At 46.9% G+C, this 13,217-nt stretch carries 9 protein-coding genes and 2 pseudogenes; 6 read left to right on the forward strand and 5 right to left on the reverse strand.

Annotation, left to right across the window (positions count from 1 at the left end):
• Nucleotides 1-111: 111 nt before the first annotated feature.
• Nucleotides 112-711: a helix-turn-helix domain-containing protein gene (locus E2L00_RS09885; protein WP_167610493.1), complete on the reverse strand. Its 600-nt coding sequence runs from the start codon at nt 709-711 to the stop codon at nt 112-114.
• Nucleotides 712-1,696: 985 nt separating this feature from the next.
• On the opposite strand from E2L00_RS09885, the gene E2L00_RS09890 reads away from it, so the two are divergent.
• The 3 genes and pseudogenes from E2L00_RS09890 to E2L00_RS09900 form a co-directional block, all read left to right on the forward strand.
• Nucleotides 1,697-2,572, forward strand: coding sequence for a transcriptional regulator (locus tag E2L00_RS09890; protein ID WP_167610495.1), 876 nt, complete (start codon nt 1,697-1,699; stop codon nt 2,570-2,572).
• A gap of 1 nt (nt 2,573) precedes the next feature.
• Complete coding sequence (locus E2L00_RS09895; protein WP_167610497.1) at nt 2,574-3,041, forward strand: hypothetical protein; 468 nt, start codon at nt 2,574-2,576, stop codon at nt 3,039-3,041.
• 926 nt (nt 3,042-3,967) lie between these two features.
• A pseudogene (locus E2L00_RS09900) lies at nt 3,968-4,326 on the forward strand (integrase domain-containing protein); the annotation flags it as partial.
• Nucleotides 4,327-4,509: 183 nt separating this feature from the next.
• Here E2L00_RS09900 and E2L00_RS09905 read toward each other — a convergent pair.
• From E2L00_RS09905 to E2L00_RS09915, 3 genes are read right to left on the reverse strand one after another with little or no spacing between them, the layout of a single operon-like run.
• Complete coding sequence (locus tag E2L00_RS09905) at nt 4,510-6,030, reverse strand: MFS transporter (protein ID WP_167610498.1); 1,521 nt, start codon at nt 6,028-6,030, stop codon at nt 4,510-4,512.
• A gap of 15 nt (nt 6,031-6,045) precedes the next feature.
• Entirely contained in the window at nt 6,046-7,242 is a 1,197-nt protein-coding gene (locus tag E2L00_RS09910) for a cytochrome P450 (protein ID WP_167610500.1), read from the reverse strand.
• A 2-nt stretch (nt 7,243-7,244) separates the two neighbouring features.
• Complete coding sequence (locus tag E2L00_RS09915; protein ID WP_167610502.1) at nt 7,245-8,888, reverse strand: HAD-IA family hydrolase; 1,644 nt, start codon at nt 8,886-8,888, stop codon at nt 7,245-7,247.
• Nucleotides 8,889-9,101: 213 nt separating this feature from the next.
• On the opposite strand from E2L00_RS09915, the gene E2L00_RS09920 reads away from it, so the two are divergent.
• A complete protein-coding gene (locus E2L00_RS09920) occupies nt 9,102-9,410 on the forward strand; it encodes an ArsR/SmtB family transcription factor (protein WP_167610503.1) in 309 nt (102 codons plus the stop codon).
• Between the two features lie 253 nt (nt 9,411-9,663).
• Here E2L00_RS09920 and E2L00_RS09925 read toward each other — a convergent pair.
• A pseudogene (locus E2L00_RS09925) lies at nt 9,664-10,013 on the reverse strand (tyrosine-type recombinase/integrase); the annotation flags it as partial.
• Between the two features lie 590 nt (nt 10,014-10,603).
• Here E2L00_RS09925 and E2L00_RS09930 point away from each other — a divergent pair.
• Both E2L00_RS09930 and E2L00_RS09935 read left to right on the forward strand, forming a co-directional pair.
• A complete protein-coding gene (locus E2L00_RS09930; protein WP_167610505.1) occupies nt 10,604-11,761 on the forward strand; it encodes an amidohydrolase in 1,158 nt (385 codons plus the stop codon).
• A 16-nt stretch (nt 11,762-11,777) separates the two neighbouring features.
• On the forward strand, nt 11,778-13,091 hold the full coding sequence (locus E2L00_RS09935) for an anaerobic C4-dicarboxylate transporter family protein (RefSeq protein ID WP_167610506.1): 1,314 nt from the start codon (nt 11,778-11,780) through the stop codon (nt 13,089-13,091).
• The last annotated feature ends 126 nt before the right edge of the window (nt 13,092-13,217 follow it).

Below are 13,217 nucleotides of genomic sequence, written 5' to 3' on the forward strand. Positions count from 1 at the left end.
CGATGTAGAGATTCGATCGCCCTCCACCTTGAGGGCGAAAGTCCATAACGTAAAGGGAATACTATTAATGCCGTCTATTTGATATGGTGCGTTTACCGGTAACCGGCAGGCTTAGCTGGTTAAAAAAACCAGCAAGTCGGTCTTGTTCCTGAGCCCTAGCTTTCTGGTCGCTGAGTTTTTTAAAGCGCTGACGCGGCGATAGGAAAGATGTTCAATTTCAGCGATATACTTTATATTCAGCCCTTTCTTCAATTCCTTCAATACCCTCCATTCGCTTGGCGTTAGCGATAATGCCAACGGCTTCTTCTTTGGCCGGTAGCGGCTATCTACCATTTTCAATAAACTGGCGCGCCAGTAGTAAATTGGCTCCTGCAAGGATACGTAGGCATCAATATCGCCCCGCACCCACAACAATGAGTTGGCATGTGTTGAATACATGCAGATAACCAATTCTGGGTGATTGTTTTTAATTTTGGTAATCAATTCTAAGCAGTCTAAACTTGTGGTGTATCTTTCCGTTGCTGACAGAAATAAAATGTCTATTTTCTCACCAGAAGCCGTATCAAGACGTTGGCAGTCGCTTACCGATATCTTTATATTTATAGTGGGGTCTATTAATGCTAATAATGAAGCTATACCCTGTCGGGCATAATGATTGGTGCCCGTCAACGCAATATCTAAATAAGTTTTAATCGCAAGTCCGTTAGCCATTTAAATCCCTTATTCCATAGTGGTATATAGAAGTTTTGAAAAAATTAACGATATCAATCAGTATGCACGAAGTAATTAAGTAAGGTGTTGCGTTGAATCACTATACACGCGGCAATAGATCGGTAATGTGAAATAATCTTAAGTTATATTAACCCTACATATAGGCACGTTACTCAAGCGCTGCGCATTGGCGCTCTACGGGTAGTTTGTACCACCATTTGGGAAAGTTACGAAAAGATTTCTTTTGCAGCTTATTACCGGAAGAAGCCCCATTATTCTATCGACGGTTTTTAAATAATTGCTTTAGCCGTTAACGCTGCTTATTTTTCTGTAAATAAGCAGCGTTTTCTTCATGGATGAATTTTTAAGGAAGCTTTTACAGAAGCCGGTCAGGTTATGCCTGCAGACGTTACCGGGAGCTGATAAGGGTTAACATTTTCCGCATGGTTAAGTTTACTTCTTGCCGATCGCTTCTTTAGCAGGTAGCTGGTACATCCAGAATGTAGCTCTATTCCGCTGTGATAACGACAGGCGATTGATTATTAAGTGTCCAGTACGTTTCAGACACGTCTGGCCATGGTATTCGATGCTGTATGTGTCGATTTTTGTAAGCAAGAAGTAAGGCCAGAGAAGGTAATTATCATGACTTACTAATACTTAAATTTTTTTATAATTTTTATATGATTTATGTGACCTTAGACACAAAATCAGGCTCTGTATAAAAAGGGCAAGAAAGTTAAAGGGGAATACCGTTGTGGATAGAAGCAGGTTCGGACGTCCTGCTGACAATTAATTACTCCTCTACTGCTAAGTTACAAGGAGATGAGAGAAAATAAGAATTTTCGCTACCTGCCGACATGTACAGCGTTAACGAGATCGGTCACATTAAATGGCAGTTATTTAAATATCTTTGCTTTCATCGCTGCCTGGATGGGAAGGGAAACTCATATACAGGCTTTTATCTCGGAGGTTTTTAGCAGGCCTTATGCATAAACATTACGTTATTAACGGGATTGTCGAATTTCATCCCGTTACCAGCAAGTTGCGCAATCTTAACAACCCAGAGCATGTAGTGGTATTAAACTCTCCCGCAGGTCGTTGTTTATTGTTATTAATTGAAAGGGCTGGCACCATCGTTACCCAACAAGAATTTATGGATATCGTCTGGCAGCAACGCGGAATGCTGGTTTCACCCAATACTTACTACCAGAACATTTCCATCCTCCGAAAGGGATTGAGAAGAATTGGTTTTATTAATGACCCGATTGTTACCATTCCGCGTATTGGTTTAACCCTGGCAAGCAACACGCGGATAAAGACCAATGAAATTCCCTGCATATCATTAGCGAAAATCGTTGACGATGCGACAGAGGATAACGGTCCGCTATTAATGCCTGAGCCCGTACCAGAACCGCAATCAGATAGCATACAGTCTCCTTGTGATGTTGATGATACGAGCTCAGCGCCGCTGGATATCGTCGAGTGCTCTGACCAGAAAGCTCCCGTTGTAAATGGCCACAAGCGCTGGTTTCTGCTGATGGCCGTCCTCGCCGCTGTTTTGCTTGCTGGCATGGGGATTATGAGTCCACAGGCTGCCCGCGACGATCGATATCTTGACCGCTATCGCTTTGTGATGACCGCAGATGATTGTCGTTTTTTTGTAAGCACGAATATTCAAACAGACGATGAACAAGCTGAGGCGCTGAGCTATGGAAAGCGATTTAAAGCCAACTGCAAAAATTACCCGTGGGTATATATCAACAGATACGCCATGTTGCCAAGGGCTTCAGTCATACGCTGTGACCGGGAGATGGCAGAACGCAATCATTGTATTTCTGATTATTTTATTGAGGATCGTTAGCATGACGCGTCATTACCCGCTGTTCTCTATGCTCTGTTTTGGTCTGGCCCTGATCGCGGCGCTGGCTGGTTATTTTTTGTGGCAGCGTTTTTACGCCCGTGAATTTTCTTGTCATGCGACTTTAGTACAGCATCATCCGAATGAAACGCTTAATCTCTGGCTGAATTATAGTGTTAGCGGAGGGCGTGGGATGCTCAGTATGAATGGTCACGTGCAGAATGATCCGAGCAAAAAAATTAACAGGAAAATATTTTTTAGCGTGCGGAAACATAACAGCATTTATCATTTTCATTCGCAGAAAAACATAAGGTTTCCTGATGATAATGTGAATGATAGCTGGCTGGAAAAATACGAACCTGATTTTTTTGTTTACCCAGACAAAAGTATCTATATTCGTATTGGCGAGCAGCAGAAAGGTAACTATCACTTTACATTTGCCACTCTGCCAGCCTATGTATGTAGTCGTTAGTGTAAAAATAAAAAATTGAAGCGATGCGGTAAGTTAATTAACTCCTTCGCATATTTTAAGACGGCCTTGTAATTGAAAGCTTTGCTATTTATGGTTACGTTTGATGCTATTTGTCTGATAGAAGTCCTTAATTACGCGATAAAAACACAGAAACGAAGCCGAAAAATATCCTACAGGCTCAGCCTGATAAGCGAAAATCTGATATTCCGCTAATCAACAGCGCCGATATGAACGTTATTCATCAAGCATGGCGTTTTGTTCCGCAACCTTTTAATTATATTGCCGTGCCCGGAGAAAATTTACACTACCTGAATCGAGACTACTGCGGTGTCAGAGATTACCTTAAGCATGCAAGCCGGGCTCGGATCCCGTTAATTGGCATAGGTTCCGGTAGTTTTGTGCTGGCTACGGTGGAAATGCTCAATGTGCGCCGGGCCTCTGTTCATCGTGACGAATTCAGGAACGTGTTCCGCAGGTTTATGCTGAATAAGGCTACGTTTTATTGGCGAAGGAGAAGTGCCGATCTCGCTCGCAACGATGCCTGTTCACCTGCGCTCAGGCGTTTAAATCGCTGCTGTAGCCAGCCATCGTTTATCCATTTATTACGGTGAAAATTTATGCGCTATTACTGAATTGGCAGAAGCCAGTTGAATCGGCTATTCAACGCGGAATTTGGCAAAACCACCCGTAAATTTATCAACAGCGCAAGATTGCGTTAGGCCTGGCGTCTGGCGATTGTCATTGGTCTGTTAAACGGCGGCTTATTACAGCACTTCAGGGGATAAATGTCTTAAGGCCGAAGAGGATTCAGATTGCCGCTGTGGTATGGAGGTTGTGGAACTGAAACGTTAGTAACGTGCAGATTATAGCGAGGAAATAAAAGTAAAAATCCGGCCATAAGGCTGGGTTTTTTAAAGGACGAACCCCGGAATCACGTTATTTTCGTTACCAAAGATGGAAGGCCCAGGAAACTCGGATTCTGCATACTGGCGCAGTCAGAAAGGCGCTGGATATTGCCATTGCGGTGGCAGAAAGCCGTAACGGCAGGCTGATTAATAAACATGACCTGAAAACGGCCATGAAATACCGGCACGGCCAGGCATTACGTATCGGGTTAACTGGCGCATATTTTCCGCGCTCCCTGCGCTACGCCTGGGCGCAACATTATCTGACGCAGGGCTTCAGCGAGAAGGAAGTCCTGGCGCAGACGGCAATGGACGTGGGGCATGGAAACAATCGCGAGCAGCGTATCCGTCTGGCGTATGCCCAGGGAAGAGTACAATAATGTTTTCAGCCTAATACAGACAGGACCGTTATGGCCTGCGGGATAACGTTACCGAATCCCGCTACAACGCCAGGTAATCTATCTGTCCGGGAATGATTATTTCCATACAATAAAGGCTGAGTATGACTCCGCAGATCGTTAATTATACTCAGCCAGAAACGCCTATTCTTTCAGCTGTATTTTTTATCCGATCGTGGCCCGCTTATTCATCAGTAACCTGAGGATACAGAGGCTCAGAACAACGGTCATGATATTAAGGATATCTACAACGTAAATAAATGCAGCATGATACTGGGCAATCATCAATGTTAACAGATTGCTGTCAGAAGCGTGTTTCAGCGGGGCTGTAAGATTGCCTGAGGCGACAGCGTTAATCCACTCCGTCAACTGGTTCGTTGAGAGACTGAACTGCATAAAAATGCCGGGCAAAGATCCTGTCAGATGAGAGGTCAGTAATGAAGCATATAATGCAACCGCCAGCGCTTCACTACCCAGCCTGAGCGTATTAAGCAATCCGGCGGCCATACCAGCCTGCACAGGATCCACGCAACCCAATGCTAAGCCATCGACCAGTCCGGCAGATAATCCCATCCCCGTACCAATCAACAATAATGGTATGGCCAGTAGCCATAGTTCACGGCCTGGCTGGCTGAAAAGGGTTAAAGTAATGCCGCCAGCGATAAATGCAGCCAGACTGATATACAGAATCAGGCGGGCTGACGCTCCACCTGAAACCAGCCTGCCTGCGATTACCGGGCAGAAGAGAACGGGTAGGGTGAGCGCGATCATCATGAGTCCTGCTTTTGACGGTGTTAGCTGTATCACACCGGTCAAATAGCTGGGGTAATACGTCAGCAGCGTAACAAAGATGACGCTGGCAACCACCGGGATCAGGATCAGTCCGACGAAGGTGCGATTCTTCAGCAGGTTAAAATTCAGCATTGGATTATCAATACGGTTTTCATAGAGATAAAAGCCGATAGTTATCACGGCGGCCAGCGCCAGTAATGACAGCGTTCTGATGTCTGTCCAGCCCCACTGAGCACCCTGCACCATAGCCAGCATGAACAGCAGGAGGGCGGCGATAAAGAGCATGGTTCCGGCAATATCAAAACGGAACCGTTTATCAGTCGCGATATCCCCGGGAATGGCTTTAGCCAGAATCAAAACAACGGCCAGCGCGATGGCGTGAACGGCAAAAATGGCGCGCCAGTTGATAAGATCAAGAATAAAGCCTGAAATTGTCGGGCCAAAAGTAATACCGATCCCGGCAGTCGTGCCGAAGAGGGCAAAAGCCTGAGTCCGCTGACTGCCTTCAAACTGAGCGATCAGAATAGCGCTGCCACACGAAAAAATGGCGGCACCTCCGATCCCGGCCAGAGCACGGGCAATGTCAAGATACAGGGTACCGGGAGAGAGTGCCGACATCACCGAAGCCACGGCATAAATTGCGGTTCCGGATAAAAAGGCTTTCTTCCGCCCACAGGCATCAGCCAGCGTTCCCCAGAATAAGGTAAAACAGGCAAACGTTAAGTTAAAGGCGTTGACCACCCACTGTAACGCCGACAGGCTGGCGTTCATATCTGCGCTAATGAATGGCAACGCAATTGCCGTTCCGGAAATTGAGCCAGGAACAACAAAGACCGCCAGCAAAATCACAAATAAAAGTAACCTGCTGCCTGGCTGAGACGTAGTGTGAGACATAGTGGCTCCTGATGATTAAAAAATAACGGGCAGTGCATTAGGACGGCGTAGCACGATACCTTCACACCATGGCAGGTCGTTTAGTTTGTCATGATGTAGTCTCATTTGCGGATACTGGCGGGTCAGCAGGGTAATGACAGCGTTGATTTCCAGGCGAGCAAGCTCTTGCCCCATGCAGTGATGCATACCGTAACCGAACTGCAAGTGCTGGTTATTTTCGCGATAAGGGTTTATTAACACAGGGTCGTCATACACCGCAGGGTCACGGTTTGCCAGAAATACATCGGCATGAATCGCTGCGCCTTCCGGGATAACGCCGGTGTCTAGTTGGAGATCCTGTGTGGCAATGCGGGGAAAGGTCGACGTGCTTCCCAGGTTGGTTAACCGCAGCATTTCTTCAATCATCGCAGGAATGAGCGTCGGTTCGTCGTGTAACTGCCGCCATACTCCAGGCATACAAAGCAGGCCATAGATGATTTTGGTCATAACAGTCAGCGTGTTTTGATCGCCTCCCAGTACTGAACCCAGCAGGATGGCCGTTAACTCTGCATCATTAAGTGGTGGCTGGCAGTTCTCCCTGTTTTGCACAAATCTGGCAATCAGGCCGTCTTTGTCATGGTGCCTTTTGCCCTGAACATGCTCCATGACATAGCCGTAAAGTGATTCAAATCGATGAACCAGCTCTTCGACATCATCAGGATCCGCCACCTGCACAATATGGCTCAGCGGACGAAAATAGTGCTGATCTTCAAAGGGAAGCCCCAGCAGGATACAGTTTGTGTCAGCTGCAACGTGATCCAGCAGGTCAGTAAACAGGTCAGGCTGTTTTTTTTGCGCCATCTTTTCCGCATATTCCTGTACCAGGCGCGTAATCACGGGCTCCAACCATTTCAACCTGCTTCTGCTGTAGTCTCGGGCGACAAATTGTTTTACGCGGGTGTGGTCGGGAAAATCCAGATTTAGCAATAATTCTTTTGGCGTTAACGTTGGCAGCACGCTGGGCCCGCCCACTTCGTTAGAGGGGCGACGGATGCAGGTTTTATCCATCAGGATTCTTTTGACGTCCTGATAATTGATGACATGAAACGCCTCGTGCCCACTCAACAGACGAATAATTCCCATCTCCTTATAAGTGGCGGCCTTTATAACTTCATAGCCCATCCGGGGATCGTAATGAGGTATATCCGTTATACGATATGTTCTGTTGTCCATTATTATTCCTCTCCGTAGGTTAAGGCGTGTAGTTTGTTTAAACAGTCGTCATTGTTGAGAAACTGGATCGCCCGCCAGCCACGTTTTTCAGCAGCGAGGCAGTTTTCGGCCAGATCATCAATGAGTACACACTGCTCAGGCGTAACCCCGGCAACCTGTTCCGCAAGCGCAAAAAACGAAGGGTCCGGTTTCCGACAGCGGGCTTCACAGGAATCAACAATATGTTCGACTACGTCGTTGAGACCAACCATGGACTGCCAGTAAGATCGCCACTCGATCACATTGTTCGTGAGGATGCCAACCCGATAACCAGCGTCCCGCATATCTGTGATCTGCTTTACCATTGCCGCGTTGGCGGTAACATGCGCAAACCATTGCTGCCCGAAATGTTCTAATTGTGCCCGGCGGGTATCTGTTTCAGGAAAAAGGCGCGCCATTGTTTCCCGAAGACGCGAACCCCATTCCTGCTCGGTTAATATGGCATTTTCAATAGGGGCCAGCATGGGCAGGTTCATATCATCAGCGACAGACTTCATTGCGGCCTGTAGCTGACTAACCGGAATACCGGTTTTTTCATAATAAAGATCGAATAACGAAGAAATAGGCGGGGATAATACACCGCCAAAGTCGAACCAGTAGAAGTCAGTTTTTTCTTTATGGCCGCGCTCAGTAGCATTTACGACTTTAAGCGTAATAGTACCAACGGTATTTATAATATCGTTTTGTAAAACAGAAATTGGTACATGAATCAGAGTGCCAGTGAGCGTGATTTCACGCAGACTGACGATGCATTTAGCTGGGCTGCTTAATTCACAAAATTGCTGGAAAGACATATTGCAATTATAGAGTAGCAGTTGGTTTGCCGGTAAAGCTTTACATGCCCTGACGGCCAGCAGGGCCGTTTGTCGGCAGGCCTCGATAATAAACATACCCGGAATATGGTCTAACGGGTGGTCAAAAATGGATGAATAAGATTGATCGACAATTAGCGTGGCTGAGAAAATGTTATCTTTTGCCCGCGCATCACCAATAACGACATTACGTGGAAAGATCCGCCCAACAGATGCACAATCTGCTGGTTTAATATCGTTATAATTTAATGATGGCTGGCTCTCATTTTTTGCTCTTATTTTTTTCCAGACGGTATCATCCATCCAGCCAATACCCATTTTTTTCTGAGCGCAGGCGGCATTATTAATCAGAAGGGTCATTTCTAATGTATAACCTGCGAGGATCTTTTTACGATATTTGCGGTTGGTGATTGTGACCTTGATTACCGGCTGTAATGGCTTCTGCATTACTTCCAGAAGAGGGTAATTAAGGATTTTAAACTCGGCATTATTAAAAATAAATTTTGCACTGAGGGGAACGTCATAGTATTTATGTGTCACGTAAATAGATATCTGGCGGAAAACTTCTAACAGTAGCATTGCGTCATAACATCGATGCCCATCAGTGAGTTCGGGGAGATCATTAAAATACATATGCGACTTTGGCAACATGGCGGAAAAGATAAAATGGTTACTATCTACCTGTTGTGAGTCTGTAATGAAAACCTCATTGATAGCCTGTCGGTGAACATATCTTCTGTCAAGCGAGCCATCAAAAGATAACTTATTTTCCTGAGACTGATATACATAATCCATATGTACATTCTCCATTGCATGTGTAGTGAGTGACACATTCTGGCTGTAATGGTATATTCGATAAGCATCGAACGTATCATTTAAACCGAACGTTCGATGTTTATCGAACACACTATGTGCAAAAAGTAACTAAATGTCAATTTAATGCAAGTCATCTTTTCTCTGTAGAGAATATTTACTATTTTATCAATGGCTTAAACTGGGAGCGACGAAATGAATGGTGTGCTAAGACAGGATCATCCCTTGGTTTTGGCTACTGTACTGAAAGCTTTAAACGACCCGACACGGTTAAGAATCATCCAGGAACTAATCAATGATGAGATCGGAGCAGAAAGGCACTGTACATCGTTCAGCGGTCTGGCTGACGTAGCCCGGGCGACAAGATCGCATCATTTTAAAGTCCTGCGTGAAGCGGGCCTTGTCTCTCTGGTTGACCGGGGAAATCTGCTGTTAGCCCGGCTGAGGCGGGATGAAATCGAAAAGGCTTTCCCTGGTTTACTCAACATTCTTGCCCGTGGCTAAAGTAATATCCATCATCACCTGCCGGGCAGCGATGCCTGATGCTGAATATTATGCGCTATTACTGAAGGCGTCAGATTTCTGCTGATGGGCTAAAGGGTAAGGGCAAAAGTCTTACCCTAAAGGGCAAATGGCCTGATATGACGTTGAGATTTTCGGCTACGTGAAATTAATGCTGGTGGGCAGCTCTCGACAGTGGAGCAATAAAAAAGCAGATCTGCTTCATATCGGAAGCGCTGCATTTTAGCGTCATTCATTAATAGACTCCGATCGCTCTGAATTGCTGCTCATGACGATAAGGTGAAATAAACTTCTGCCAACAGGCGTCGAGATAATCCGATCGCCACTGCATCATCTGCGTGCGTTTATCGGGGTGCTCCGCTTTGTGGATATACGCTGCCCGCACGTTGTTACGCTCCTGATGGCTCATCTGCCGCTCAACCGCATTTTTGATCTGCGCCCGGACTCGATCAGCACACTACAGGCAATTGTGCGGAAGCCGTGTCCGCAAAAGTCCGCCTTCGTGTCATAGTCCATCGTATCCAGTGCTTTGTTGATTGTGTTTTCGCTCAGCAGCTTACGCGGATCGTGGCCGCCTGTATAAACTGGCGACCATAAAACGCCTGATTCATATTACACAATGTTGATACCTCCTATCATGCGTTTTTCCTCTTTTTAAAAAAATGCTTTTACCTCACTAATAGGTAAAGGCGGTTTCACCGCTGTAATTGTCGAAGTGCTAAGCCCGTGTATACCCTTCGTTATTTTCTCCCCGCGTATTTTCTCTGTTTTATCTTCCGTATCAGCTTCCGGTAAGCAAAAAAATATTGCTTAAATTTTTTTATTTCTGTGGTCTGTATGCTTCAGTTCCACCGCGCCTCTGGTTTTTCAGAATAAAAAGGAATGTGCACGTCTGTCTGTCAGAGTTCACAGAAACGGGCGTCAGGGGAATGTGGAAGTTGATTTTAATCAATCTTATACAACATGAAATAAGTTTAACGGTTGGTGTTATCTCACTGAATCAGGCATCTTTTCATGATAGTGATAATCATTTATAGGTGAGTTGTTGTTTTATAGGGGATTAAAAATATTCGGCTATCAGATAAAGGTATCGTGATGTTTTTTTTGACGGCTTTATAATGCGCACGCGTTTGTTAAGAATTCTCCTGTTTATTTGATAACAGGAGGAGTCATTTATGTACCCGGAATTAAAGACATGGTTTGGGGATTTTTGTGATGTGAGGCATGATCTTCATGCTCACCCGGAAGTTGGATTTGATGTTCACAGAACCAGCGATATTGTTGCTGACCAGCTCATTCGTTACGGTTATCAGGTTACCCGCAATATTGGCAAAACCGGCCTTGTGGCACAGCTCAAATTGGGGGACAGCAAAAAAAGCATGGGGATCCGTGCGGACATGGATGCGTTACCTATGCAGGAGCTGGGAGAGCGGCCGTATAAAAGTACTGTGGAAGGAAAGGCGCATGCGTGTGGACACGATGGCAATACAACCATGCTGCTTGCCGCCGCCCGCCTCATTGCACATCGTAAAAACTTTAATGGCACGCTGAACCTGATTTTCCAGCCAGCGGAAGAAGGTCAGGGCGGTGCTGCCGCGATGGTGAAAGAGGGTGTCATTGAGCGTTTTCCCTGTGACTATCTCTTTGCGGCGCACAGTATTCCAAACACCGAAGGCAACAAACTGTATTACTGCCAGCCAGGCCCGCAGCTTGCCTCATCAGACCGTTTTACGATTGTTGTCAAAGGGCGCGGTGGTCACGGCGCTGAACCCCAGAACACAATCGATCCGGTCATCGCCGGCAGTGCCGTGGTGCAGGCACTTCAGAGCATTGTTGCCCGTAATATCCACCCCAAAGATCGTGCAGTGGTGACGGTCGCCTCTTTCATTGCCGGTGGTGAAGGCTCCTATAACATCATCCCGCAAACAGCGAAACTGTTACTGAGTGTACGCACAATGGATCCTGCTGTACGGGAAACCACGGTCAATAATATCCACCGAATTACTGAAGATGTCTGCCGGGCCTATGGCGCGACCGCTGAGATAGCGCATCAGGCACTGGCGGCCGCGGTCATCAATGATGCACGGGCCGCGACGCTTGCGCGTACCGCTGCCATCAGTGTTTTCGGGGAAGAAATGTGCCCGTCTTCTTATCAGCCGCTGATGAACAGCGAGGATTTTACCGAATTCTCCTCTCGTGTGCCTTCTGCCTACTGTTTCCTGAATAACGGAGACACGCCGAACTGCCATAACCCGGCTTATGACTTTAATGATGAACTGATTATTCATGGGGCCAGTTACTGGACGGCTCTGACAGAGTTGTATCTCAAATAAAATAAGGACGTTTGTTATGCTGATGCTGTTAATTCAGGTCGCAATTATGGCCGTGTTCGTTATTTACGGGCTAAAAATAGGTGGCGCAATGGGGGTGGGAATTTTCTCCATGCTGGCGCTGGCCGTGATGATTTTTGTTTTCGGTCTTCCTGCCGGTGGTATTCCGTGGACGGCCATCATCATTATCCTTGCTATCGGTATTGCCGGAGGGTTGCTTGAAGCATCCGGTGGTCTGGACTGGCTGGTATATTATGCCGGGCGTCTCATTCAGGCAAAACCCGCTGCCATCACGTTCGTTGCCCCTCTGGTGATTTTCTTTTTCGTGTTTGGTGTCGGTACAGCCAATATCGCGCTGGCGCTGGAGCCCGTCATTGCCCGGACAGCGCTACGTGCCCGCGTCCGTCCTGAACGTCCACTGGTTGCGGCGGTAACTGCGGCCAATATGGGGCTGCTGGCCTCTCCGGCAGCAAGCTCTGCGTTGACCGCTATCGCCATCCTTGGGGGGCATGATTTCTCCATCGGTCAGTATATGGCGGTGGTGCTCCCCTCTGGTCTGATTGCCACTGTGGCCCTCTCCTTGTTCATGTGTTTCAGGGGCAAAAAACTGGAAGACGAACCGAAATTCCAGGAACTGCTGGCTTCCGGTGAACTGAATGACGGTACTTCTGATGAGAAAAAACCAGAATTCACCCGTCAGCAGGTCGCATCCGTCAGCGTATTTATGGGGGCGATTGCCTGTATTCTTACGCTGGGGTTATGTGAGCCGCTATTGCAGGCCATCACCACGCCACTGGCAAACGGTAAATATATCCCACCGGCACAGCTGGTGATCCTTTTCATGTTTGTGGCTGCTGGCGCTATTCTCATTGCGACCCGAATCAGCGCGAATACGGTATTTAAAACCCGCATTTTTACTGCGGCAATCTCTGCGGCCGTTGCGGTGCTTGGTCCGGGCTGGCTGGGAAATACTATTTTTATGGCTCCGGAAAATGCGGCCGCACTGAAGGAAGGGCTGGGAGACATTATCACTGCGTGGCCGTGGATTGTGGTGATTGTTTGTGGCCTTGTGGCGACTTTCGTGATGTCCCAGACCGCCATTATCACTATTGTCTATCCACTGGCACTGGGGCTCGGGGTTCCGCCTGCTTTCATGGCGGCGATGGTTCAGGCTGTCAACGTAAACTATTTCATTCCGGCACAACCGACGCTGTTATTTGCTGAAGAGATTGACACCACCGGGACAACCCGAAAATACCGTTTCTGGCTGCCGGGCGTGGTCTCACTCAGCGTATCTGTCGTGGTTGGAGTAATTATTACCGGGTTTATTTAATCCAGACATAAAAAACTCATAACCGGTGTGTGTCTTTTATTTTTCCAGATTCAGGGGATGGTTCACATCATTCCTTTATAGGACTTATTCACTGTCGGAAATGCTGAAATATTAATAGGGAAATTG

The organism is Cedecea colo, from assembly GCF_011808225.1.
Classification (GTDB): Bacteria; Pseudomonadota; Gammaproteobacteria; order Enterobacterales; family Enterobacteriaceae; genus Dryocola; species Dryocola colo.

Coding starts and splice junctions, on each gene's coding strand:
- E2L00_RS09890 (WP_167610495.1), top strand. CDS start 1,697: ATGCATAAACATTACGTTATTAACGGGATTGTCGAATTTCATCCCGTT.
- E2L00_RS09935 (WP_167610506.1), top strand. CDS start 11,778: ATGCTGATGCTGTTAATTCAGGTCGCAATTATGGCCGTGTTCGTTATT.
- E2L00_RS09920 (WP_167610503.1), top strand. CDS start 9,102: ATGAATGGTGTGCTAAGACAGGATCATCCCTTGGTTTTGGCTACTGTA.
- E2L00_RS09885 (WP_167610493.1), bottom strand. CDS start 711: ATGGCTAACGGACTTGCGATTAAAACTTATTTAGATATTGCGTTGACG.
- E2L00_RS09895 (WP_167610497.1), top strand. CDS start 2,574: ATGACGCGTCATTACCCGCTGTTCTCTATGCTCTGTTTTGGTCTGGCC.
- E2L00_RS09910 (WP_167610500.1), bottom strand. CDS start 7,242: ATGGACAACAGAACATATCGTATAACGGATATACCTCATTACGATCCC.
- E2L00_RS09930 (WP_167610505.1), top strand. CDS start 10,604: ATGTACCCGGAATTAAAGACATGGTTTGGGGATTTTTGTGATGTGAGG.
- E2L00_RS09905 (WP_167610498.1), bottom strand. CDS start 6,030: ATGTCTCACACTACGTCTCAGCCAGGCAGCAGGTTACTTTTATTTGTG.
- E2L00_RS09915 (WP_167610502.1), bottom strand. CDS start 8,888: ATGGATTATGTATATCAGTCTCAGGAAAATAAGTTATCTTTTGATGGC.